Source organism: Actinospineispora eucalypti, assembly GCF_039543365.1.
In the GTDB taxonomy this organism is placed as follows: Bacteria; Actinomycetota; Actinomycetes; order Mycobacteriales; family Pseudonocardiaceae; genus Pseudonocardia; species Pseudonocardia eucalypti.
Window position 1 is genome coordinate 61316 of the sequence record NZ_BAABJP010000056.1, and the last position, 22823, is coordinate 84138.

25 protein-coding genes and 1 riboswitch are annotated in these 22823 nt (G+C 74.5%); of the genes, 19 read left to right on the plus strand and 6 right to left on the minus strand.

Going from position 1 to position 22823, the window contains the following annotated elements; genetic code table 11:
• The first annotated feature begins 48 nt into the window (after positions 1 to 48).
• Positions 49 to 122, plus strand: a riboswitch (cobalamin riboswitch).
• A 52-nt stretch (positions 123 to 174) separates the two neighbouring features.
• The 3 genes from ABEB12_RS36805 to ABEB12_RS36815 are packed head-to-tail and all read left to right on the plus strand — an operon-like array spanning position 175 to position 3137.
• Entirely contained in the window at positions 175 to 1209 is a 1035-nt protein-coding gene (locus ABEB12_RS36805; protein ID WP_345703461.1) for a FecCD family ABC transporter permease, read from the plus strand.
• Positions 1210 to 1215: 6 nt separating this feature from the next.
• Positions 1216 to 2064 (plus strand): ABC transporter ATP-binding protein, encoded by an 849-nt coding sequence (locus tag ABEB12_RS36810; protein WP_345703462.1) that lies wholly within the window; start codon positions 1216 to 1218, stop codon positions 2062 to 2064.
• A 29-nt stretch (positions 2065 to 2093) separates the two neighbouring features.
• Complete coding sequence (locus ABEB12_RS36815) at positions 2094 to 3137, plus strand: ABC transporter substrate-binding protein (protein WP_185066360.1); 1044 nt, start codon at positions 2094 to 2096, stop codon at positions 3135 to 3137.
• Here the strand turns inward: ABEB12_RS36815 and ABEB12_RS36820 are convergent.
• The 3 genes from ABEB12_RS36820 to ABEB12_RS36830 form a co-directional block, all read right to left on the minus strand.
• Positions 3118 to 4689 (minus strand): carboxylesterase family protein, encoded by a 1572-nt coding sequence (locus tag ABEB12_RS36820; RefSeq protein ID WP_185066361.1) that lies wholly within the window; start codon positions 4687 to 4689, stop codon positions 3118 to 3120. The two genes, ABEB12_RS36815 and ABEB12_RS36820, sit on opposite strands and share 20 nt — an antisense overlap.
• Positions 4690 to 5039: 350 nt before the next feature.
• Positions 5040 to 5411, minus strand: a complete 372-nt coding sequence (locus tag ABEB12_RS36825; protein ID WP_345703463.1) for a response regulator transcription factor — start codon at positions 5409 to 5411, stop codon at positions 5040 to 5042.
• Positions 5356 to 5904 carry a response regulator gene (locus ABEB12_RS36830; RefSeq protein WP_345703464.1) on the minus strand — a complete coding sequence of 183 codons (549 nt, stop codon included), beginning with the start codon at positions 5902 to 5904 and terminating at the stop codon, positions 5356 to 5358. The genes ABEB12_RS36825 and ABEB12_RS36830 overlap by 56 nt, the downstream gene beginning before the upstream one ends.
• A gap of 153 nt (positions 5905 to 6057) precedes the next feature.
• Here ABEB12_RS36830 and cobM point away from each other — a divergent pair, with 153 nt between their 5' ends.
• The 12 genes from cobM to ABEB12_RS36890 are packed head-to-tail and all read left to right on the plus strand — an operon-like array spanning position 6058 to position 17529.
• On the plus strand, positions 6058 to 6801 hold the full coding sequence (cobM, locus tag ABEB12_RS36835; RefSeq protein WP_185066362.1) for a precorrin-4 C(11)-methyltransferase: 744 nt from the start codon (positions 6058 to 6060) through the stop codon (positions 6799 to 6801).
• A gap of 40 nt (positions 6802 to 6841) precedes the next feature.
• Positions 6842 to 7633 (plus strand): IclR family transcriptional regulator domain-containing protein, encoded by a 792-nt coding sequence (locus ABEB12_RS36840; protein ID WP_185066363.1) that lies wholly within the window; start codon positions 6842 to 6844, stop codon positions 7631 to 7633.
• Entirely contained in the window at positions 7630 to 8097 is a 468-nt protein-coding gene (locus tag ABEB12_RS36845; RefSeq protein ID WP_185066364.1) for a pyridoxamine 5'-phosphate oxidase family protein, read from the plus strand. The genes ABEB12_RS36840 and ABEB12_RS36845 overlap by 4 nt, the downstream gene beginning before the upstream one ends.
• Positions 8094 to 9290, plus strand: coding sequence for a M20/M25/M40 family metallo-hydrolase (locus ABEB12_RS36850; RefSeq protein ID WP_185066365.1), 1197 nt, complete (start codon positions 8094 to 8096; stop codon positions 9288 to 9290). Before ABEB12_RS36845 ends, ABEB12_RS36850 begins: the two co-directional genes overlap by 4 nt.
• Positions 9287 to 10246, plus strand: coding sequence for an ABC transporter permease subunit (locus ABEB12_RS36855; protein ID WP_185066366.1), 960 nt, complete (start codon positions 9287 to 9289; stop codon positions 10244 to 10246). The genes ABEB12_RS36850 and ABEB12_RS36855 overlap by 4 nt, the downstream gene beginning before the upstream one ends.
• Positions 10243 to 11403, plus strand: a complete 1161-nt coding sequence (locus ABEB12_RS36860; protein WP_345703465.1) for a substrate-binding domain-containing protein — start codon at positions 10243 to 10245, stop codon at positions 11401 to 11403. The genes ABEB12_RS36855 and ABEB12_RS36860 overlap by 4 nt, the downstream gene beginning before the upstream one ends.
• Positions 11397 to 12896: a sugar ABC transporter ATP-binding protein gene (locus tag ABEB12_RS36865; RefSeq protein ID WP_345703466.1), complete on the plus strand. Its 1500-nt coding sequence runs from the start codon at positions 11397 to 11399 to the stop codon at positions 12894 to 12896. Before ABEB12_RS36860 ends, ABEB12_RS36865 begins: the two co-directional genes overlap by 7 nt.
• Positions 12893 to 13873: an ABC transporter permease subunit gene (locus ABEB12_RS36870; protein WP_185066368.1), complete on the plus strand. Its 981-nt coding sequence runs from the start codon at positions 12893 to 12895 to the stop codon at positions 13871 to 13873. The genes ABEB12_RS36865 and ABEB12_RS36870 overlap by 4 nt, the downstream gene beginning before the upstream one ends.
• A complete protein-coding gene (locus tag ABEB12_RS36875; RefSeq protein WP_185066369.1) occupies positions 13870 to 14790 on the plus strand; it encodes an amidohydrolase family protein in 921 nt (306 codons plus the stop codon). Before ABEB12_RS36870 ends, ABEB12_RS36875 begins: the two co-directional genes overlap by 4 nt.
• Complete coding sequence (locus ABEB12_RS36880; RefSeq protein WP_185066370.1) at positions 14790 to 15944, plus strand: aminotransferase class I/II-fold pyridoxal phosphate-dependent enzyme; 1155 nt, start codon at positions 14790 to 14792, stop codon at positions 15942 to 15944. The genes ABEB12_RS36875 and ABEB12_RS36880 overlap by 1 nt, the downstream gene beginning before the upstream one ends.
• Entirely contained in the window at positions 15941 to 16561 is a 621-nt protein-coding gene (locus ABEB12_RS36885) for a 2-dehydro-3-deoxyphosphogluconate aldolase (RefSeq protein WP_185066371.1), read from the plus strand. Before ABEB12_RS36880 ends, ABEB12_RS36885 begins: the two co-directional genes overlap by 4 nt.
• Positions 16558 to 17529 (plus strand): sugar kinase, encoded by a 972-nt coding sequence (locus ABEB12_RS36890; protein ID WP_345703467.1) that lies wholly within the window; start codon positions 16558 to 16560, stop codon positions 17527 to 17529. The genes ABEB12_RS36885 and ABEB12_RS36890 overlap by 4 nt, the downstream gene beginning before the upstream one ends.
• An 8-nt stretch (positions 17530 to 17537) precedes the next feature.
• Here ABEB12_RS36890 and ABEB12_RS36895 read toward each other — a convergent pair whose 3' ends face one another.
• The gene (locus ABEB12_RS36895) at positions 17538 to 17933 is read right to left on the minus strand and encodes a Rid family hydrolase (RefSeq protein WP_185066373.1); all 396 of its coding nucleotides are present in this window, start codon (positions 17931 to 17933) and stop codon (positions 17538 to 17540) included.
• Positions 17934 to 18005: 72 nt separating this feature from the next.
• Between ABEB12_RS36895 and ABEB12_RS36900 the strand changes: the two genes are divergently transcribed.
• The gene (locus tag ABEB12_RS36900; protein WP_185066705.1) at positions 18006 to 18323 is read left to right on the plus strand and encodes a winged helix-turn-helix transcriptional regulator; all 318 of its coding nucleotides are present in this window, start codon (positions 18006 to 18008) and stop codon (positions 18321 to 18323) included.
• Here ABEB12_RS36900 and ABEB12_RS36905 read toward each other — a convergent pair.
• Positions 18311 to 19879: a precorrin-2 C(20)-methyltransferase gene (locus tag ABEB12_RS36905; RefSeq protein ID WP_185066375.1), complete on the minus strand. Its 1569-nt coding sequence runs from the start codon at positions 19877 to 19879 to the stop codon at positions 18311 to 18313. The two genes, ABEB12_RS36900 and ABEB12_RS36905, sit on opposite strands and share 13 nt — an antisense overlap.
• Positions 19876 to 21153 (minus strand): precorrin-3B synthase, encoded by a 1278-nt coding sequence (cobG, locus tag ABEB12_RS36910; RefSeq protein ID WP_345703468.1) that lies wholly within the window; start codon positions 21151 to 21153, stop codon positions 19876 to 19878. Before cobG ends, ABEB12_RS36905 begins: the two co-directional genes overlap by 4 nt.
• A gap of 65 nt (positions 21154 to 21218) precedes the next feature.
• Here cobG and ABEB12_RS36915 point away from each other — a divergent pair, with 65 nt between their 5' ends.
• From ABEB12_RS36915 to ABEB12_RS36925, 3 genes are all read left to right on the plus strand, one after another.
• Positions 21219 to 21692, plus strand: coding sequence for an NUDIX domain-containing protein (locus tag ABEB12_RS36915; RefSeq protein ID WP_425572307.1), 474 nt, complete (start codon positions 21219 to 21221; stop codon positions 21690 to 21692).
• On the plus strand, positions 21689 to 22396 hold the full coding sequence (locus tag ABEB12_RS36920; RefSeq protein WP_345703469.1) for a dienelactone hydrolase family protein: 708 nt from the start codon (positions 21689 to 21691) through the stop codon (positions 22394 to 22396). Before ABEB12_RS36915 ends, ABEB12_RS36920 begins: the two co-directional genes overlap by 4 nt.
• 114 nt (positions 22397 to 22510) lie before the next feature.
• Positions 22511 to 22732, plus strand: a complete 222-nt coding sequence (locus tag ABEB12_RS36925) for a hypothetical protein (protein WP_185066378.1) — start codon at positions 22511 to 22513, stop codon at positions 22730 to 22732.
• Positions 22733 to 22823 lie beyond the last annotated feature (91 nt).

A 22823-nucleotide genomic window follows, 5' to 3' on the forward strand; every position in this document is an offset into this window, starting at 1 on the left:
CGGAACGCGGTTCGGTTCACGTACGCTGCGCTGGACCGACGGCGAGCGAGGGAACCCGGTGTGAGTCCGGGGCGGTCGCGCCACTGTGACCGGGCCAAGACCAAGGCCCGGGAGCCAGTCCTCTCCCCGCCGTGCCACCACCGATGGGCCGCGCCAGCCCGAGGAGGTCACAGGGTGCCCCGGGTACCGACCGCGGCCATACTGCTCGCGCTGCTCCTGCTGCTCGCCGCCAGCGTGGTCCTTTCCACCGGGTTCGGCGCCGAGCAGCTCCCGCCGAGCGTGGTGCTGGACGTGCTGCGCTCGCGGTTCACCGGCGGGCCAGTGGACCTGGCCTACCAGACCATCGTGTGGGACCTGCGCATCCCGCGCACGCTGCTCGCCGTGGTGGTCGGCGCCGGGCTGGCCATCGCCGGCGCCGGCATCCAGACCCTGGTGCGCAACCCGCTCGCCGACCCCTACCTGCTCGGGGTGTCCTCCGGGGCCAGTGTCGGCGCGGTCGCGGTGATCACCACCGGGGCATTCGCCGGGGCGCTGGCCAGCGTCTTCCTCGGTGCACTGGCCGGGGCGCTGATCGGCGCGCTGTTGGTGTTCGCCATCGCGGTCGGCCAGGGCGGGTTGACGCCGCTGCGGCTGGTGCTCACCGGCACCGTGCTGGCCTCGGCGTTCGCCTCCATCGCCAGCTACCTGGTGTTCCGGGCGGCGGACCCGCGCGCGGCCGAGTCGGTGCTGTTCTGGCTGCTGGGCAGCCTGGCCGGGGCGCAGTGGGACCGGCTGGCACTCCCGGCGGTGACCGTGGCCGCGCTGGGCCTGCTGCTGCTCGCCGGCTCCGGCTGGCTGGACGCGCTGGCCGCCGGCCCGGACACCGCCGCCGCGCTGGGCATTCCGGTGCGCGCGGTGCGAACCACGCTGTTCGCGGTGTTCGCCGCGCTGGTCGGGGTGCTGGTCGCGGTGTCCGGCGGCATCGGGTTCGTCGGGCTGATCCTGCCGCACGTGGCCCGGTTGCTGGTCGGCGCGCGGCACCGCCGGGTGCTGCCGGTGGCCGCGTGCGCCGGCGCGGTGTTCCTGGTCTGGGTGGACGTGGTGGCCCGGATCTGGGTGCGGCCGGTGGAGATCCCGCTCAGCGTGGTCACCGGGCTGATCGGTGCGCCGGTGTTCCTGCTGCTCATGGGCCGGCGGCGGTACCGGTTCACCGGCGCGGCGGCCGGGTAGGCCGGGGTGACCACGGAGGAGCTGCGCCGGCTTCCGGCCCCGGCGACCGGCCCGGACGGCACCGAACGGCTGCGCGCCGAGGCGCTGGACTGCGCGATCGGCCGGCACACCGTGCTGCGCGGGGTTTCGCTCAGCGTGCGCACCGGCGAGATCCTGGGCGTGGTCGGGCCGAACGGCTCCGGCAAGTCCACCCTGCTGCGCACGCTGGCCGGGATTCACCGGCCGGCCGCCGGGCGGGTCTACCTGGACGGCACGCCGCTGGACCGCATCCCGGCCCGTCGGCGGGCCCGGCGGATCGCGCTGGTCGGGCAGGAGGAGGAGCCACCGGCCGAGTTGCGGGTCGGCGAGCTGGTCGCGCTCGGCCGGGTGCCGCACCAGCCGCCGTGGGCCGGCGAGGACGAGGCGGACCGGGCGGCGGTGCGGCGCGCGCTGCGCCAGGTCGACCTGGCCGACGCCGCCGACCGGCCGGTGGACCAGCTGTCCGGCGGCGAGCGGCGCCGCGCGCTGCTGGCCCGGGGGCTGGCCCAGGACGCGCCGCTGCTCATGCTGGACGAACCGACCAACCACCTGGACGTGCGCCACCAGCTGACCCTGCTGGAGGTGGTGCGCGGGCTGGGCCGGACCGTGGTGCTGGCCATGCACGACCTGAACCTGGCAGCCAGCGCGTGCGACCGGCTGGTGGTGCTGCACGACGGCGGCGCCCGCCCGCCGGCCCCGGCGGCCAGTGCGCTCACCCCGGACGCGGTACTCGAGGTGTTCGGCGTGCAGGCGGTCCCGGTCGCCCACCCCTTCACCGGCCACACCCATCTCCTCTTCACCCCCCACACCCGCCCAGAGCCGGAGGCCCCCCGTTGACCGGCCCATATCGCGGATTTCACCGGCCCATGTCGCGCGCACTGGCCGCACTGGGCCTCGCATTGGCCGGGTCGGTGGCGGGCTGCGGGTCCGCCGCCGAGTTCCCGGCCACCCCAACCCCACCCGGGCCAACGGTCACGGTCACCAATTGCGGCCAGCCGGCGGAGTTCCCCTCGCCGGCGAAAAGGATGTTCGTCAACGACGGCAACATGATCTCCAGCGTGCTCGCGCTGGGCGCCGCCGACCAGGTGGCGGCGATCTCCAGCCTGGAGGCGGACGGGCCGATGCTGCGCCGCCACTACGGCGACGTGGTGGACCGCATCCCGGTCGCCGCGCAGCGCCAGCCGGCCATGGAGATCGTGCTGGCCCGCCGCCCGGACGTCATGGTGGCCGGGTGGAACTACGGCTACCGGATGGGCACCGGCCTCACCCCGGACACGCTGCGCGCGGCCGGCATCGCGCCGTACATCCTCAGCGAGAGCTGCCTGCAGCGGGCCGGGGAGAGCGCGCGGGGCACCATGGACCCGTGGATGGCGGTCCGCGAGGACCTGACCAACCTGGGCGCGATCACCGGCCGGCAACAGCGGGCCGCCGAGCTGGTCGCCGACATCGACCGCCGCCGGGAGGCGCTGCGCCGCGCACCGGCTCCGCCGAAGCCGATCACCGTGTTCGTCTTCGACAGCGCCACCGACACGGTGTTCACCAGCGGCCGGTTCGGCGGCCCGGAGGCGATCATCACCGCTGCCGGCGCCCGCGGCGCGACCAGCGACGTGGCCGACACCTGGACCCGGGTCTCCTGGGAACGGGTGGCGGCCAGCCAGCCGGACGTGCTGGTCTTCGTGGACTACCCGTCGCAGAGCTTCGCGGAGAAGGTGGCCCTGCTGCGCGGCCGCCCCGGGGTCGCGCAGCTGCCCGCGATGGCGCACAACCGGCTGCTGAACCTGCCCTACTCGATGTGGACCTCCGGCCCGCTGAACATCGACGCCGCCGAACACCTGCGCCTGGCCTTCGAGGAGTGGGGCCTGGCCCCGCCGTCCGGCATCCGGCCGCCGTTCAACGACCGGCTGAACTGAGCTCCAGCGCGTCCGGCAGCGCCGGCCAGGCCTCGCGTTCGGCCCGCCGCGGATCGTCCAGCACGTCCGGGCCCCGGACGTCCCAGATCCGGGTGGTCCGGGTCGGCGGCCGGTAGGAGGGCCAATCGGGGTTGCCGGTGCGGGCGAACGCCGTCCAGGCGCGCACCATCTGGCCGGACAGCGCTTCCAGCGCCGCGCGGTCACCGCTCAGCGCCTCCGCGCCGCCGGGAACCCCGACGAAGCGCAGCGTGCCGAACACGAACGGCAGCTCCGCCGTGTGCACCGCGCCCAGCCCGCCCGGCGGCGACCAGGCGAACTCGTACAGGTAGGTGGGCCGCCAGCGGGCCTGGGCCTCGGCCATCCGGATCGCCGGCAGCCGCATCACCTGGTCGGAGAACATGGCCAGGGTGGCGTCCGTGGGCGAGCGATCGCGGCGGTACACGGCGGCGATCTCCGCGCGCCGGTCCCGGAGCGCGGCGGGGAAGAAACGGGGCTGGTCCTCGGCCACGGCGGCCAGGCCGGCGGCCGGGTCTGGGCCGAACTGGCCGAAGAAGTTGACCTCGTCCCGGGTGGTGCCGAGCAGCAGGTCCACCCCGCGCGCGTGCCCTTCGGCGAGCCGGCGCTCGGGCGTGTCCAGCACCAGCGTGCCGTCCACGCTCGGCCCGAAGTAGACCGCGCTGGTGGTGCCCGGCGCGATCCGGCCCAGGGTCTTCTCCTGGCGGGTGACCAGGTCGGCGGCCGGCATCGTGGTCAGCGCGGCCAGGTCGCCGATCGGGGGCGGCGGGCCGGGCCGGGGGTGCACCAGGTAGCCGCTGCCGCTCTGCAGCACCACCCGGCGGAACAGCCGCTCCGGCCGGTCGGTGGCCAGCAGTGCGCTCAGGCTGAACGCGCCGGCCGACTCCCCCACGGCGGTCACGTTCGCCGGGTCGCCGCCGAAGGCGGCGATGTTCGTGCGCACCCAGTCCAGCGCGGCAATCTGGTCACGCAGCCCGTTGTTGCCCGAGCCGCGCAGCGCCGGGTCCAACCCGCCCAGCTCCGACCAGCCCAGTACGCCCAGCCGATAATTGATCGTGACGACCACCGCGTCCCCGACCCTGGCCAGCGTGTCTCCCGCGTACCGCGCTTCGTTGGCCGTGCCGATCCGGGCCGCTCCGCCGTGCACGAACACGATCACCGGCCGGTCGCCCTTACCCGAGACCGGCGTCCAGACGTTCAGCCGCAGGCAGTCCTCGTCGCCGAACACCTCGCGGTCGTCCGGGTACTCCTCCGAGCTGGATCGCACCTGCGGGCACACCCTTGAGCCGTCGTCCGCGCGCAGCGTTCCGGTCCACGCCGGCGGCGGTTGTGGCGGGTGGAACCGCAGCTCGCCGGTGGGTGGCGCCGCGTACCGAATCCCCCGGAACACGCACAGCCCGTCTTTCCCGGTGCCGGCGATGTCCCCGGCCGGGGTGTGCGCGAGGCAACGCCGGTTGTCGGGTTCCGGTGAGGCGGAGCAGCCGGCCAGCGCTAGGGCGAGGGCGATCAGTGCTGGGATCGTTCGCGGCGGCGACATGGGGGAATTGTCCGTGTGGAGGGCCGGGCGCGGATCGCCGTACGGAGTGATCCTGTGCTTTCCCGTGCCGGGGGAGGGCTGAGGCGGTCGGGTGGGGGTTTAAAGATCGGCTTGGACGGTGGGGGTGGGTGGTCGGGTTGGGTGCCGCCGGTTGCGTTGTCGTTCGGTGCCGGGTCGGCCCCGGTTGGTGCGGTACTCGGGTTGGGTGCGGCCGGTCGCGTTTGGCTTGCGGAGCGTAGCCGGGTGTGGCGGCTTCCCGGGTTCGGTTTTCGCCGAGTGGCAGCTCAGTCGCCCGAGTACATGATCGAAAGGCCACTGAGCTACCCCTCGGCGAAGAACGACCGGAACGCTCAGTGACCGGCCCTCGAACCCGAGCGCCGCACCAAACCGGGCCGACCCCAGCACCGAACGACAACGCAACCGGCCGCACCCAACCCGACCACCCACCCAGCCCCGCCGTCCAAGCCGATCTCTAAACCCCCACCCGACCGCCTCAGCTGCCCTCCCCCGAAGCAACCAACCCGAACTCGGTCCCGCAGCCCCAGTTTGCTCAGCATGTTGCTCACATGCGTCTTCACCGTGTGCTCGCTGACCACCAACTCGGCGGCGATCTCCGCGTGGAGCGCCTGCGGGCGACCTGGCGGAGCGCGTCCACTTCGCGCTCGGTCAGCTCGGACAGCCGGCGGCGCAGCTCCGAGCGGGCGGCTCCGCCCCCCAACCATGTCGTCCACCAGCCGACGGGTGACCGAGGGCGCGAGCAGGCTCCCCCGCCGCGACCAGCCGCACAGCGCGGACCAGCTCGTCGCGCGAGGCGTCCTTCAGCAGGAAACCGCTGGCCCCGCGCGCGGAGCGCGGTACACGTGGTCGTCCAGGTCGTACGTGGTCAGCACCAGCACCTTCGCCCTGGTGCGGCGGCAGATCTCGGCGGTGGCGGCCACCCCGTCCAGCATCGGCATGCGGATGTCCATCCACGTCGGGGTCCAGCTCGACCGCCCGGCGCACCCGCTCCGCCTCCACCGCCCGCCGGGCCGCGTTGGCCCTGGTGCTCACCCCCAGCGCGAACGCGGCGACGAACCCGGTGATCACGAACTGGTAGGTCTCGAAGTTCTCCCCCGGGACGATCAGGGACACCAGCACCGCCGCGACCAGCGGCCGGGGACGGCTCATCTCGGCCGCGCCGATGGTGTACGCGCAGATCAGCGCGCCGTACGGCACGGCGGGCAGGGGCGAGTGCGGCAGCTCGCGGTAGGTCAGCCCCGGCCGGCGCTACGTCCCACCGGGTCACCCACACGCCCGTGACGGTATCCCCCCGCACCTCCCTGGCGAGCGAACCGTCACTCGCCGGGACGGGCCAGGCAGACTGTCGCGGTGACCGTCTACTTCATCGGGGCCGGGCCGGGCGCGGCCGACCTGATCACCGTGCGCGGCCGGGACCTGCTGGCCAGGGCTACGGTGTGCCTCTACGCGGGCAGCCTGGTGCCGGCGGAGCTGCTGGCCCACTGCCCGCCCGGGGCGCGGCTGGTGGACACCCAGCACCTCGACCTGGACCAGATCGTGGCCGAGCTGGTCGCCCGGCACGGCGAGGGGCACGACATCGCCCGGCTGTGCTCCGGCGACCCCTCGGTGTTCTCCGCCGTCGCCGAGCAGACCCGGCGACTGGAAGTAGCCGGGGTGCCGTACCAGATCGTGCCCGGGGTGCCGGCGTTCGCCGCCGCCGCCGCGACGCTGCGCCAGGAGCTGACCGTGCCCGGGGTCGGCCAGACCGTGCTGCTCACCCGCACCGCCGCGCGGGCCACCCCGATGCCGCCGGGCGAGGACCTGACCAGCCTGGGCGCCCTGGGCGCCACGATGGTGCTGCACCTGGCCGTGCAGCGGATCGACGAGGTGGTGGCCGAGCTGCTGCCCGGCTACGGTCCGGACTGCCCGGTCGCGGTGGTCGCCTACGCCAGCCGGGAGGACGAGCTGATCCTGCGCGGCACCCTGGCCGACATCGCCGAACAGGTACACACCGCCGGCATCCGGCGAACCGCGGTGATCATTGTCGGACAGGTGCTCGCGTTGCCCGGCTGCGACAGCCACCTCTACTCGGCCGCCCGGGAGCGGCAAGTCTAAACCTTGCACTCTTTAGTCGACTATGCCGAGAATGGACGGCATGTCCAAAGTCGGCGTGGTCGCCAGCCCCGCGCCGTCGGCGAAGGCCTTGGTGAAGGGCCTGGCCCTGGTCGACCTGGTCGCCGACCACAGCGGTCCCGCCCGCCTGGCCGACCTGGTCGCGGCCAGCGGGCTGACCCGGCCGACCGCCGTCCGCCTGCTGGACGTGTTGTGCCGGGCCGGGGTGCTGCGGGTGGATGGGGAGGGCCGGTACGGGCTCGGCCCGAGGGTGGCCGGCTGGGGCCACTCCTTCCTGCGTGACCTGGACCTGCCGGCCGCCGCCGAGGACCTGATGGCCGAGCTGGTGGAGATCAGCGGGGAGACCTGCTACCTCGGCGTACTGGACCAGAACACCGTTCTCTACGTGCACGCCGCGCACAGCCCGCACGCGGTCCGCCCGGCCGCGACCACCGGTTCGCGCAACCCGCCGCACTGCACCGCCATCGGCAAGGTGCTGCTGTCCTGGCTGCCCGAGCACCGGGTGGACGCGGCGCTGACCCCGCCGCTGGCCCGGCGCACCGCGAACACGCTGGTGGAGCCGGACGCGGTGCGCGCCGAGCTGCGCGCGGTGCGCAAGCGCGGCTACGCGTTGGACGACGTGGAGAACGAGGAGGGCGTGCGCTGCGCGGCGGCGCCGGTGCGCGACCACACCGGTGCGGTGGTCGCCGGCATGTCGGTGTCCGCGCCGACCTATCGGTTCTCGCCGGACGACCTGCGCCGGCTGGCCCCCGACCTGCGGCGGGTCGCCGGCGCACTGTCCGCCCGGCTCGGCTACCAGGGAGAGATGTCATGACGGAGAGCTGGCGGGGCAAGGTCGGGCGGCTGAGCGACGAGGAGCTGGCCGCGTTCATGGCCGAACCGGTGATAGCCCGGCTGGCCTGCCTGGACGGCGAGGGCTGGCCGTACGTGGTGCCCTGCTGGCAGGAGTGGGACGGCGAGGCGTTCTGGGTGATTCCCCGGCAGCGCTCGGCCTGGGCGCGCTACCTGGCCACCGAGCCGCGCTGCGCGATCACCGTGGACGAGGAGGGCGCGCAGCGGAAGGTAGTCGCGCGCTGCCTGGCCCGGCTGGTCGAGCGGCCCAACACCGGCGGCGCCTGGGTGGCCATCGCGGAACGGATGAGCGTGCGCTACCTGGGCGAGAACGGCCCGAAGTACCTGGAACCCACGCTGGACCAGCCGCGCTGGCTGTTCCGCCTGGAACCCAAATCCATGCAGACCTGGCAGGGCCAGGACTGGGCTTCCAGGTACAAGTCATGACGGACGTCATCGAGCTGGCCCGGGCACTGGTCAGGGCGCCGAGCGCCAACCCGCCGGGCGACGAGCGGGCCGTCGCGGACGTGGTCGGGGACGCGCTGAGCGCGCTCGGGCTGCCCGCCGCGACCGTGCTGGCCGCGCTGGACCACCGGCCGAACCTGCTGGTCAGCCTGGACTTCGGGGCCGGCGGCCGGCACCTGGTGCTTTCCGGGCACCTGGACACCAAGCCGATCGGAGACGCCACCTGGTCCGCCGACCCGCTGGGCGCCGAGCTGGACGGCGACCGGCTCTACGGGCTCGGTTCGGCCGACATGAAGGGCGCGCTGGCCGCCATGCTGGTCGCCGCCGGGCAGTGCGCCGCCGAACCCCCGGCCCGCGGCCGGCTGAGCCTGCTGTTCACCGCCGACGAGGAGAACGGCGGCGCGTACGGCGCCCGGCACGTGGCCTACACCAAGCCGCTGCGCGCGGACGGCGTGGTGATCGGCGAGCCGGGCGGCATGGAAACCGACTTCGACCGGCTGCACCTGGTCAGCCGGGGCATCGCCCGGTTGCGGCTGACCGCGACCGGGCGCCAGGGGCACTCCAGCCTTTCCGCCGAACCGGGCACCCGCAACGCCGGCGTGGACCTGGCCCGGCTGGTCACCGAGGTCGCCGACCGGCTGCGCCTGCCGGTGCCGCCCAACCCGGACGGGCTGACCGGCTGGACCCCCACGGTGAACACCGCGCTGGCCTTCCACGGCGGCGTCGGCTACGGGGTGCTGCCCGGGCGGGTCGGCGCGGACACCGAGGTGCGGCTGCTGCCCGGGATGACCCGGCAGCAGGTCGGGGACGCGTTCGGCGCGCTGGTCCGGGCGCACGCGCGGCGCACCGGCGCCGCGCTCGCCCACGAGTTCGACGAACCGCCCAACGACTGGCTGCCCCCGGCCCGCGTGCCGGCCGCCGACCCGCTCGCCCTGGCCGCCGCGCACGCCTGCCACAAGGTGCTCGGCACCGCCCCGCCGGCCTCGGTGTTCCCCGGCACCACCGACGCCACGTTCTTCCAGGCCGCGCAGGGCCTGCCCACGCTGCCCGCGCTCGGACCCGGCCTGCTGCGCCGGGCGCACGCCGCCGACGAGTGGGTGTCCGTGGAGGCGGTCCGCCGGTCGGTGGCCCTGTACACGGAGCTGGTGCGCGAGTTCTGCCCGGGGCCGGCATGACCACGGCTCTCCGGAAATCCGGGACCCGCGTGGCGCTCGCCCCGGCGGCCGGGCTGGCGCTGGTGCTGGTGCTCGCCCTGGTCACCACGCCCGGGTTCTACTCGGCCGAGGTGTTGGCCCTGGTGCTGTTCCAGGTCGGGCTGATCGGCATCACCGCGCTGGGCCAGACCGGGGTGCTGCTGGTCGGCGGGATCGACCTGTCGGTGGGCGCGGTGGTCGGGCTGACCACGGTGATCGTGGCCGCCTACTCGGGCGGCTCGCCGGACCGGCTGGCGACCGGGGTGGGCCTCGCGGCGGGAGCCGGGCTGTTGGTGGGCGCGGTGAACGCCGGGCTGGTGCTGGCCCGGCGGGTGCCGCCCTTCGTGGCCACCTTCGCCACGTTCGTGCTGGTGCAGGGCGCGATCACGGCGTGGACCCGGGGCGCGCCGGCGGGCGCCATCCCGCCGGCGTTGGCCCCGCTGGGCACCGGCCGGGTGCTCGGGGTGCCGGTGCCGGCGTGGGTGTTCCTCGGTCTGGCCCTGGTCGCCGGCCTCCTGCTGGCCCGCACCGGTTTCGGCCGCCGGGTGTACGCCACCGGGGCGAACCGGGCGGCCACCGCGCTGTCCGGGGTGCGCACCGGCTGGGTCATCGCGGCCTGCTACCTGGGTTGCGCCGGGCTGGCAGTGCTGGCCGGGCTGGTCAACGCCGGCTACCTCGGGTACGTGGACGCCCGGCTGTCCCGCAACCTGGACCTGAACTCGATCGCCGCCGCGGTGATCGGCGGCGTGGCCCTCACCGGTGGACGCGGCCGGGTGACGCAGACGGTCACCGGGGTGGTTCTGCTGGCCACGCTGCTCACCTGGCTGGTACAGCTCGGCGCGGGTCCGGGCGCGCAGCTGGTGGTGGCCGGTTCGGTGATCCTGGCGGCGGTGTGGCTGCGCACCGCCGAGGAAGACACTGAAAGGCGGTCCTGGTGAAACGTGTAGCTGTCGGCGTGGTCGCGGCACTCACCCTGCTGGCGGCCTGTGGCACCGAGCGGGAGCCCGGCGCCTCGGGCGGTTCCGGCGGCGAACAGTGCCAGGGCGCCACCGCGGCACAGGACCGCTACCGGCAGGCCTGGCAGACCGCCCGCACCCAGCTGGGCCTGCGGACCCTGGACCCGGTCCCCGAGCAGGTCTGTGAGGTGGAGACCACGAAGTACGCGAAACCCCCCGGCGTGGACGGCTACAAGATCGCCTTCGCCGCCCAGGGGCCGACCAACTCGTGGGGCCTGAGCAGCGAGGAGGCGTTCAAGCGACAGGCCGCGGCGCGCAACGTGCAGGTGCTGTACGCCTCGGCCGGCGGGGACGCGGCCACCCAGGTGGACAACATCGCCCAGCTGGCCGCCCAGGAACCGGACGCCATGGTGGTGGTCCCCATGGGCGACGCGATCACCGGCCAGGTGCAGGCGGCCGCCCGGCAGGGCATCCCGGTGGTGCTGTGCTCCGGGCGTCTCGGCCCGGGCAGCGGCGCGGTGTCCACGGTGACCCGGCAGTACGAGCTGCTCGGCGGCATGTACGCCGAGTGGCTGGCGCAGAAGCTGGGCGGCCAGGGCAAGGTGGCCATGCTGTCCGGGCTGGCCGGGGTGCCCACCGCCGAGCACCAGCGCAACGCGGCCAAGCGGGTGTTCGCCAAGTACCCGGGCATCTCCGTCGTCACCGAGCAGTACACCCAGTGGTCACCGACCGTGGCCAAGACGGTGGCGGCGAACCTGGTCACCCAGTTCCCCGACCTGAACGGCATCTGGTCCGACTCGGGCTACGGCGACATGGGCGTGGTCGCCGCCTACAAGGACGCCGGCAAGCCCGTGCCGCCGCTCACCGGGGACGCGGTGAACGGCTTCCTCAAGGCGGCCAAGGGCGACCCCCGGCTGGAGTTCGCGGTCTCCTCGTTCCCGCCGGAACAGAGCACCCAATGCCTGGACACCGCGTTGGCCGTGCTGAACGGTCAGCCGGTGCTGGACAAGGTCTACATCGACTCGCCCAGCTTCACCAACGCCGAGCTGGACCGCTACGTCCGGCCGGAGTGCGGGGACAACCTGCTCATCCCCAGCGGGCTGCCGCCGGACCAGCTGCGCGAGCTGAAGCTGTGCTGATCGGTACCGGGGTAGCCGCGGTCGCCGCCACCGGGCTGACCAAGCGTTACCCGGGCGTGACGGCGCTGGACGAGGTGGCGATCTCCTGCCGGCCCGGGCGGGTGCATGCGCTGGTCGGGGAGAACGGGGCGGGCAAGTCCACCCTGGTGCGGGTGCTCACCGGGAACACCGCCCCGGACGCCGGGGAGATCAGCTTCCGGGGCCGCCCGGTCACCCTGCCCAGCCCCCGCCACGCACTGGAGCTGGGCATCGCCTCCGTGCACCAGGAACTGACCGTGCTGCCCGAGCTGACCGTGGCGGAGAACGTGCTGCTCGGCCAGGAGCCGGCCGCGCGCGGCCGGCTGGACCGGCGCGCCGGCGGAAGAACGGTGGCCGAGGCGCTGGACCGGGTCGGCCTGGCCGGGCTGGACCCGGCGCGGCGAGCCGGCGAGCTGTCCCTGGCCAACCGGCAGCTGGTGGAGATCGCCCGGGCGCTGGTGCGGGGCGGCCGGCTGCTCATCCTGGACGAGCCCTCGGCGGTGCTCTCCGGCGATGCCCGGCAGACGCTGTTCGGGGTGATCCGCGCGCTGGCCACGGACGGGGTGGCGGTGCTCTACATCAGCCACCTGCTGGACGAGGTGCGCACGCTGGCCGACGACATCACCGTGCTGCGGGACGGCCGGGTGGTCTCCTCCGGCCTCGCGCACGGGTACGACGTGCGCCGGATGGTCCGGGAGATGGTGGGCCGGGAGGTCGACCTGGTCTACCCGTCGCTGCTGGAAGCCGGGGAACCGACCGTGCTGGAGGTGCGCGGGCTGGTGCCCCGCACGGCCGGGCCGGCACCGGCGCCGGTGGACCTGACCGTGCGCGCCGGGGAGATCGTCGGACTGGCCGGCCTGGTCGGCTCCGGGCGCAGCCGGCTGCTGCGAACCGTGGCCGGCGCGCGGCCCAGGGCCGCCGGCACGGTCACCGTGAACGGCTGGAAGGTGCGCGGCGGCCTGCGCCGGGCGGTGGCCGCCGGCCTGGTGCTGGTGCCCGAGGAACGCAAGGCGGACGGGCTGGTGCTGGAGCTGCCCGCGCGGGCCAACGTCACGCTGGCCAAGGCGCCCCGGGGCTGGCTGTCCGTCCGCCGGGAACGCGCCGCGTTCGCCGAGGACCAGGCCAAACTGGGTATCCGGGCCGTCGGCCCCGACCAGCCGACCGGCCAGCTCTCCGGGGGCAACCAGCAGAAGCTGGTACTGGCCAAGTGGCTGCGCCGGCAACCGTCGGTGCTGCTGCTGGACGAACCCACCCGGGGCGTGGACGTCGGGGCCAAGGTCGAGATCTACCGGCTGGTCAGCCGGCTGGCCGGGCGGGGCATGGCGGTGCTGATCGCGTCCAGCGAGCTGCCCGAGGTGCTCGGGATGTGCCACCGGGTGCTGGTGTGCCGGGGCGGCGCGGTGGTCGGCGAGCTGTCCGGGGAGGCGCGCACCGAGGAGCGGGCGCTGCGGCTGGCCCTGGGGGTGGCGGAATGACCACGTTGACGGCCGCGGCCACCGAGCGCCGGACCCCGGGGAACGGGCTGGCCGGGGCGATCCGGGGCGGCGGCGCGGTGTGGGCGGTGGTGCTCGCCGGGCTGGCCGGGCTCACCCTGGCGCACGGCCCCGGCTTCTGGTCGCCGGCCAACATGGCCGGGATCCTGGCCGGCACGGTGGTGCTCGGGCTGGTCGCGCTGGGCCAGCACCTGGTGGTGCTCGGCGGCGGCATCGACCTCTCCGTGGGGTCCACCGCCACACTGGCCGCGCTGCTCACCGCCATCCTGATCGACGGCTACCCGATCCGCACCGTCCCGGTGGTGCTGGCCGTGGTCATGCTCGGCGCACTGATCGGCCTGGCCCACGGGCTGCTCGTCTCGGCCGCCCGGCTGCCCCCGTTCATCGTCACGCTGGCCACCCTCTACCTGCTGCAGGGCGTTGCGTTGATGATCAGTACCGGCCCGGCGGGCCAGGTCAGCTCGGCGCTGTCCGGGTTCGCGCTGGGCCGGTTGGGGCCGCTGCCCTACGCGCTGGTGGTGCTGATCGTGGCGGTGGCCCTGGTGGCCTTCCTGCTGCGCCGCACCGCGTTCGGCCGGCACCTGCGGGCGGTCGGCGGCGACCCGGCGGCGGCGCGGGCGGCGGGCGTGCGGGTGAACCGGGTGCGGGTGGTCGCGTACCTGCTGTGCGGCGCGCTGGCCGCGCTGGCCGGGGTGCTGCTGGCCGCCCGGGCCACCATCGGCTCGCCGACCGCCGGGGTGGGCCTGGAGCTTTCCGCGATCACCGTGGTGGTGCTGGGCGGCACCTCGCTGCTCGGCGGGCGGGGCAGCCTGGTCGGCACGCTGGGCGGGGTCGCGCTGCTCGCCCTGGTCACCGGCTCGGTCACGGTGCTGCAGCTGCCCGCCACGCTGACCGAACTGATCCGCGGAGTGGTCATCCTGATCGCCGCGGCGGTATTCGTGACGAGGCGTTCACGATGATCGTCGACGGTCACGCGCACGTGTTCGCCGCCGCGCCCGCGCGCCGGCGGCCCCGCAAGCCGGCCGGCTCGATCGACGCGGACACCCCGGCCGAGCGCGAGCTGGTGCCACCCGGGCGGGACGCGCCGGTGGAGGGGCTGCTAGAGCTGATGGCGGCCAGCGGTGTCGGGCAGGCCGTGCTGGTCGCGCTGGACGGCAGCTGGCGCGCCGACCAGGCGGTGGCCGACGCCGTGGACCGGCACCCGGGCCGGTTCGCCTCGGTGGCCGTGGCCGGCGGCGACGAGCTGGGCTGGACCGCCGGCAACCCGGTGGACGCGCTGCGCGAGCGCCGGGCCGAGTTCCCGTTCGACGCACTGCGCACCAGCTGGCTGGGCACGCCCAGCCGCCCGCTGGCCGACTCCCCCGCGCTGCCCGTGTTGCGCGCGCTGGCCGAGGCCGGGATGCCCTTGTGGAGCTACCTGCCGCCGAGCCAGTTCGGGCTGCTCGAACAGCTGGTGACGGCGCTGCCCGAGCTGCCCGTGGTGCTCAACCACCTCGGCTTCTGCCCGCACGACATGCAGGTGGACGAGCACCTGCGGCCACGCTTCCACGACCCGTTCCCGACCGACCTGGTGACCGGACTGCTCCGCCTGGCCGACGCGCCCAACGTGCACCTGATGGTCTCCGGCCAGTACGCGCTGTCCGCCGGGCCGCCGCCGTACCCGGACCTGTTCGAGCTGACCCGGAAGCTGGCCGCCGCGTTCGGCCCCGACCGGCTGCTCTGGGGTTCCGACCATCCCTGGCCCAGCCGGGTGCCCGGCTACCCGGAGCTGCTGGGCCTGGTGGACGCCGCGCTGCCCGACCTCACCCCGGCCGGCCGCGACGAGCTGTTCGGCGGCACCGCGCGCCGGCTGTTCCCGTCGCTGCGAGGTAGCTAGTGCCCGAGCTGTCCCCCGGTGCCACCGGCATGCCCCGATCCGGCATCCGCGAGGTGATGGACCTGGCCTGGAGCCTGCCCGGGCCGGTGCTCGGGCTACACGTCGGGGAACCCAGCTTCGCCCCGCCGGAGCACGTGCTGGAGGCGGCCCGGCGCGCCTACACCGAGGGCCACACCCACTACGTGCCGAACGCCGGTGTGCCCGAGCTGCGCGCCGCGCTGGCCGAGAAGGTGCGCGCGGAGAACGGGCTGGACGCCCCGGCGGCACGGTTGGTGGTCACCGCCGGCGGCGCCCAGGCGCTGCACGTGGCGTTCAGCCTCACCGTCTCGGCCGGCGACGAGGTACTGGTCCCGGACCCCGGCTGGCCCAACTTCGGCATGGCCGTGCAGCTGCTCGGCGGGGTCCCGGTGCGCTACCCGCTGCACGCCTCCCGGTCGTTCCGGCCGGACCCGGCGGAGCTGGACCGGCTGGTCACGGACCGCACCAAGGTGATCGTGGTGAACTCGCCGTCCAACCCGCTGGGCTCGGTGCTGCCCGAGGCGGACATCCGCGCGCTGGTCGAGTTCGCCGGGCGGCACGACCTGTGGCTGATCTCCGACGAGTGCTACGACGCCCTGGTCTACGGCGACCGGCCGCACACCAGTCCCGGGATCTTCGATGCCGACGGCCGGGTGCTCTCGGTGTTCAGCTTCTCCAAGACCTACGCGATGACCGGGGTCCGGGTCGGCTACCTGGTGGCGCCGGAGGCGGCCGCCGCGCACGCCGCCAAGCTGCAGGAAGCCATGATCGCCTGTGTGAACGCGCCGGCCCAGGCGGCCGCGCTCGCCGCGTTGCGCGGCCCGAGGGACGCGGTACACATGATGCGGGACACCTACCGGCGGCGCCGGGACGCGGCGCTGGCCGCGCTGGACGCCCAGCGGCTGGCCTACCTGGTCCCGCACGGGGCGTTCTACCTGTGGGTGAACATGTCCGGGAGGCTGGGCCGCGAGCCGGACGTGGCCGGCTGGGCGTTGCGGCTGCTGCGCGAACGTGGCGTCGCGGTGGCGCCGGGCACCGCGTTCGGCCCGGCCGGGGAGGGCTGGATCCGGCTCTCCCTGGCGGCCGAGACCGAGGACCTGCTGGAAGGCATCAAGCGGATGGGGGAACCGATATGACGATCGGCGGGGACGGCCCGGCGGACCGGGTGATCGCGATTCTGCGGGGCAGCCGGGGCGAGCGACTGGACGCGGTGTGCGACACCCTGCTCGGCGCCGGGCTGCGCTACCTGGAGGTCACCACCAACACGCCCGGCTGGTTCGGCGCGGTGCGCCGGCTGGCCGGCACGGGCGCCGAGGTGGGGGTGGGCACCGTGCGCACCCCGGCGCAGGTGGATGAAGCCGCCCGCGCCGGTGCCCGGTTCGTCGTCGCGCCGGGGACGAACGCGCTGGTCGGCGCGCGGGCCGCCGAGCTGGGCCTGGCCTGGTACCCGGGCGCGCTGAGCCCCACCGAGATCGAGCACGCGGCGTCGCTGGGCGCCACGGCGGTGAAGGTCTTCCCGGCGCGCTCGCTGGGCGGCGCGGACTACCTGCGCGAGGTGCGCGCGCCGCTGGACGACATCCCGCTGGTACCCACCGGCGGGGTGCGGATCGACGAGGTGGCCGGCTACCTGGCCGTCGGCGCCGTCGCGGTCGGACTCGGCGGCCAGCTCATGGGCGATGCGCTCAGCTCGGCCGACCCGGACCTCGGGGCGCTCGCCCGGCGCGCCGAGCAGGCGCTCGCGGCCGCTTCGTGAGCGAGCTCCCGGCGCCGGGCGGCGGTGTCGTCACCTTCGGCGAGACGATGGCGCGGCTCAGCTCCCCCGGGGTGGGGCCGATGCGGCACGCCCGGTCGCTGCGGCTGGGCATCGCCGGCGCCGAGTCCAACCTGGCCATCGGGGTGCGCCGGCTGGGCGTGCCGGCGGCCTGGCTGGGGCGGGTCGGGGCCGACGAGTTCGGCGAGCTGATCCGGTCCACCGTGGCCGGCCAGGGCGTGGCCACCACCGCGATCGTGGACCCGGATGCCCCCACCGGCCTGTTGTTCAAGGAACGGCGCACCGCCACCCGCACCCGGGTCCAGTACTACCGCTCGGGCAGCGCCGGCTCCCGGCTCACCCCGGACGACCTGGACCCCGAACTGATCGCCCGCTCCCAGATCCTGCACCTCACCGGCATCACCCCGGCGCTCGGCGACAGCGCCCGGCGCGCCGTGACCGCCGGCATCGAGCTGGCCCGGGCGCACGGCGTGACGGTGTCGGTGGACCTGAACTACCGGGCCGCGCTGTGGCCACCGGAGCAGGCCGGCGCCGCGTTCCGCGAGCTGGTGGAGGGGGCGGACATCGTGCTGGCCACCGAGGAGGAAGCCGCCATGGCCCTCGGCACCTCCTCGCTCGACGCCGAGTCACTGCGCGACGGCCTGGCCGGACTCGGTCCGGCCGAGGTACTGGTGAAACGCGGCGAGCGCGGCGCACTGGCCCGCATCGACGGCCGGGCGTACGAGGTGCCGCCCCGGCGGGTGACCGTGCTGGACCCGGTGGGCGCGGGCGACGCGTTCGCGGCGGGCTACCTGGCCAGCCGCTGTCGAGGCGCCGACCCGGGGACCCGCCTGGCCGTGGCCGCCACCACCGGAGCCTTCGCGGTCACCGTCGCCGGCGACTGGGAAGGCGCCCCCACCCTGGACGAACTACGCCTGCTCGACAACCACGGCGACGGCGTAGCCCGTTAGTCCCGGAGTCAGCGGCGGGTCAGGGCTACCGCGTCGATCTCGATCAGCCAGTCGGGTTTGGCCAGGGCGGCGACCTGGAAGAGGGTGTCGGCCGGGTAGGGCTCGGTGAAGAACTCCTCCCGCAGCTTGATGATCACGTCCAGGGTGCGGGGCATGTCGGTGACCATGATGGTCACCCGGACGACGTCGGCCAGGCTGGACCCGGCCGCCTCCAGCACCGTCGCCAGGTTGTGGAAGGCGCGCCTGGCCTGCGCCTCCACGTCGTCACCGCCGACCGTGCGGCCGGCTTCGTCGATGCCGGCCTGGCCGGAGATGAAGATCAGGTTGTCGGCCCGGATACCCAGGGAGATCTTGTACGGCTCGTACCAGTCGGGGTCGTGCGTCACGCGTTCGATCCGTGTCATGCCCCGAGTCTGCGGCGACACTATACGCATGACAAGTACGGTCTTTTTGTATAGTAAGGAACCGTGAAACCAATGGCTGACGAGTGCACCGTGGAAGCGGCCATGGAGGTGCTCGGCGGCAAGTGGAAGATGGTCATCCTGCGGCACCTGCTCGGCGGTACCCGCCGGTTCGGCGAGCTGCACCGGGAGATGCCCGGGGTCACGCCCCGGATGCTCACCCGCCAGCTGCGCGAGCTCGAGCTGGACGGGCTGGTCCGGCGGGAGGTGTACCCGCAGGTGCCGCCCAAGGTGGAGTACTCGGTGACCGAGGTGGGCGAGAGCCTGCGGGACATCACCGACCGGCTGGAGCGCTGGGGCGAGTGGTACCGGGCGACCGCTCAGACCGGGTAGCGGCGCGGCGTGTAGACCACCCGGTCGCCGTCGCCCCGCTCGACCAGCCGGGTGCGCGAGGACCCAATCAGCAGCAGGCAGCGCATATCCACCGCCGCCGGGTCCAGCTCGGCCAGCGAGGTGACGGTCACCCGCTCCTCCGGGCCGCCGACGTCCCGGCCGACCACCACCGGGGTGTCCGGCGCGCGGTGCTCGAGCAGCAGGTCACGGGCCGCGCCGAGCTGCCAGGTGCGGCTGCGGGAGGCCGGGTTGTACAGCGCGATGACCAGGTCGGCGGCCGCCGAGGCGGCCAACCGTTCGGCGATCACCGACCACGGCTTCAACCGGTCGGACAGCGAGAGCACGCAGTAGTCGTGGCCCAGCGGCGCCCCCACCCGGGCGGCCACGGCCGACGCGGCGGTGAGCCCGGGCAGCACCCGCACCGGAACGTCCTTCCACCGGGGCTCGCAGGCCACCTCCACCAACGCGCTGGCCATCGCGAACACCCCGGGGTCGCCGGACGAGACCACCGCCACCCGCGCGCCCTCCCGGGCCAGGTCCAGGGCGAACGCGGCGCGTTCCGACTCCACCCGGTTGTCCGAGGGATGCCGGCGCTGCCGGGCGTTGGCCGGCACGCGGTCCAGGTACGGCCCATAGCCGACCAGGTCGGTGGCGGCGGCCAGGGCCTCCTGCGCCTCCGGGGTCAGCCACGGCCGCCCGGCCGGCCCCAGCCCGACGACCACCACTTCGCCGCTATGGCTCTGCGTGGAAATATGCGACACACCTGGGCTTTGGCTCTGCGTGGAAATATGCGACACCCCGGGCATCGACCCGGCCTCGCGGGCCATCGTCTCCTGGGCCAGCGGGCTCGGCTTCAGCGCCAGGGAGAAGTACGGCACGGAGGACGGGTCCACCTCGGCGAACTCGGCGGTCCGCTGCTCGGTGGTGCTGGCCCGCTCCACGTAGTGCAGCTGGTCGAGCACGCCGGCGGCCTCGGCCGCCGTGTGCACCGCGGGGAAGTTGCGGCCCAACTTGAGCACGGCGGCCGAGTCGGTGGCGGCCAGCCGCCGGGCCAGCTCCTCGGCCGGCAGCGTGCCGGGCAGCACGGTGAGCACCTCGTCCCGCTCCACCAGCGGCCGGCCCAGCGCGGCGGCGGCGGCGCTCACCGAGGTCACGCCGGCCACCACCTCCGTCGGGTAGCGGTGCGCCAGCCGCTCGTGCAGGTGCATGTAGGAGCCGTAGAAGAACGGGTCGCCCTCGGCCAGCACCACCACGGTCCGGCCGGCGTCCAGGTGCGCGGCCAGCCGGTCCGCCACATTCGCGTAGAAGTCGTTCAGCGCGCCCCGGTAGCCGCCGGGATGGTCCACCGTCTCCACGGTGACCGGGTAGATCAGCGGCTCCTCGATCTGGTCCCCGCGCAGGTAGGACTCGGCGATCCGGCGCGCGGTGCTGCGGCCGTGCCGCGCCGAGTGGTAGGCGATCACGTCCGCCGCACCGATCAGCCGGGCCGCCTTGACGGTGACCAGTTCCGGGTCACCGGGGCCGACGCCGACGCCGTACAGCCGCCCGGGGCTCACCGTTCGGTCCGCGCCGACGCGGCGGCGGAACGCACCGCGTTCAGGTCCGACCCGGCGTAGACCAGCCGGCCGGCCCGCTCCACCCGGTAGCCGTCACCCTCGGCGACCACGTCCACCACGTCCCCGATCGGCCGGCCGCAGCGGCGTTCACAACCGGACCAGTGCACCGGCAACGCCGGCATGTCGAGCGCCCCGGTGGCCGTGCCGGCGGCCCGCCCGGCGGCGACCGAGGCGTCCGCGCGCACGTCGGCCAACGCCTTGGCGCAGCCCGGCCGGCCGGTACAGGCGGACACCCCGACGGCCGGGGAGCAGCCGTCCAGGACCAGCCCGGCGGCGGTCAGCCGGCGCTTGGCGGCGGCCAGGGCCGGCGGCTCCAGGTCCGGCAGCACCACCCCGCGCCACGGCGTGAGCACCACCTCGCGGGCGGCCACCGTGGCCAGCACCTGGCAGCGGGCCGGGGTCAGCTCGCCCAGCGGCACCGAGGCGGCCAGCGCGACCCGCCCGTCGGACTGCTCGATCCGCCCCACCGGCCCGATCGGATCCCGCTCGGGCACGCTGACCTCGACGCCGATGATCCCGCCCAGCTCCGCGCGCACGTCGTCGACCAGCGGCGACGGCCCGCCGGGCAGCTCGGCCACCCGCCACACGCCGACATCCGGGCGGCGGCGCAGGAAGGCCGATGCGGCGACCAGCACGCCGGTCACCGCGTCGGCGACCGGCAGCCGCAGCCGGGTGTCCTGCCCGGCGAGCAGCAGCGCCACCCGCTGGTCGGGCAGCGCCAGCACCGCCACGTCGGCGCGCTGCCCGGCCACGTCACCGCGCCCGTCGTCGAAGGCGAACAGGAACCGCCCGGGCAGGTCGGCCAGCTCGGGCGACGCGCACAGCCGCCGATCCAGCTCGGCCACCAGCGGCCGCACGTCCAGCGCGCCGAGCCCGTCGCGGCCGGACAGCGGGGAGGCGAGCACGTTGCGCGCGCGGTCGTGCGCCGTCGAGGGCAGCAGGCCGTGCTCGCGCAGCCGCTCGGTGAGCACCAGCTCGGCGCCGGGCGCCAGGCCGCGCAGCTGCAGGTTGGCCCGGCCGGTCAGTTCCAGCCGGCCGTTGCCCAGCTCGCGCGCCCACCCGGCGATCGCCAGCAGCGCCGCCGACGGCAGCGTGCCGCCGGGCACCCGAATGCGGGCCAGCCCGCCGTCCTCGGCCCGGTGTACCGCGATGACCCCGGGGCATCGGTCCGAGCCGGCGTGCACCGAGGGCGGGTTGGCGAGGGAGAGCACCACTCGATCCATGCTAACGGCCTCCCGTGGCGACGCCCGCCGACCACGACCCATACGCTCGGGCCGTGGTGAAACGGAGCGCCGGGGCGCTGTTGGTGCGCGGTGAACGGCACGACCCCCAGGTGCTGCTTGGCCATCCCGGCGGGCCGTTCTTCGCCCGCAAGGACGACGGCGCCTGGTCCATCCCCAAGGGCGAGTACGAGCCGGACGAGGATCCTCGGGCCGCCGCCGCGCGGGAGTTCGCCGAGGAGCTGGGCGGGCCGCTGCCCGAGGGCGAGGAGTGGGACCTCGGCGAAGCCCGCACGTCCAGCGGCAAGTGGGTGCGGGTGTTCGCCGTGCGCGCGGAGTTCGACGTCACCGGGATGCGGAGCAACACCTTCGAGCTGGAGTGGCCGCCCCGCTCCGGCCGCACCCAGACCTTCCCCGAGCTGGACCGGGCCGAGTGGTTCGACCTGGAGACCGCCCGCCGGAAGATCACCAAGGGCCAGCTCCCCTTCCTGGACCGGCTGGTCACCGCGATCGGCGCGAAGGAGAACCCGTGATCGAGTCCGAGCTGACCAGGGTCGGCGAGCTGACCGCCTACCTGTCCCGCCCGGCCGGCGGATCGGCGGCCGGGATGCTGCTGCTCCCCATGATCACCGGCCTGGGCGCACAGCTGCGGGCCTACGCGGACGACATCGCCCGCGCCGGGGTGACCGCGCTGGCCTGGGACCCGTGGCACGGGCCGACCGGCGACGACCACGACCGGGAGCAGCTCACCGAGCTGATGGCCGACCTGAGCGACGACCGCGCGCTGCCCGAACAGGCCCAGCTGCTGGACCACCTGTACGGCCCGCTCGGTGTTCAGCGGGCCGGCGTGATCGGCTGGTGCCTGGGCGGGCGGTACGCGTTCCTGCTGGCCGCCCGCGAGCCCAGGCTGGCCAGCTGCGTCGCCTACCACCCCACCGTGCCCGCCGAGGCGCCGGCGAACCGCCCGGAGGACGCCGTCGCGGCGGCCGGCCGGATCACCTGCCCGGTACTGATGATCTACCCCGGGGCAGACCACCTGGTGCCGGCGAGCACGTTCCGCGCGTTGCGGGATGCGTTGGACGGGCGGGAAAGCGGGCCGAGTTTGATCCAGGTCTACCCGGGGGCGGGGCACGGGTTCATGGAGGCCGGCCGGCGGGAGGATCCGGTGAACGCGGCCGCCACGCGGTTGTCGTGGCCGCAGGCGTTGGGGTTCATCCGGGTTACGACCGGGGGCTGATCCCGTTCGGTGGGTGGTGCGGTTTAGGGATCGCTTGGACGGGGCGGCGTGGGCTGGTCTGCCGTGGCTTGGGTGCGGCCCGTTGCGTTCGGGTCAGGCGCGCCGGTGAGGCGGATGTGGCTGGTGCGGCCCGTTACGTCGTGTGGGGTGCCGGAGTGGGTGATCGTCGTTCCTGGCGGTTTGACCGCGAAATTCGCGGCTGAACCGCCACAGTCGACGATCATCCACTTCGGCAAACGATTTCCCATGACCAGCAGCGCATGGCGGCCGCGTCAGGCGCGCCAAAACGACCCTCATGCCCTGTTGATCACCGCTTACATGGTCACCATGACATGAGGGTCATCTGAGACGCTCCGGGACGACCACCATGTCATGCTGATCACTGATCAGCCGCCGACGCCGACCCGATGGCCGCACCTGCCTCATC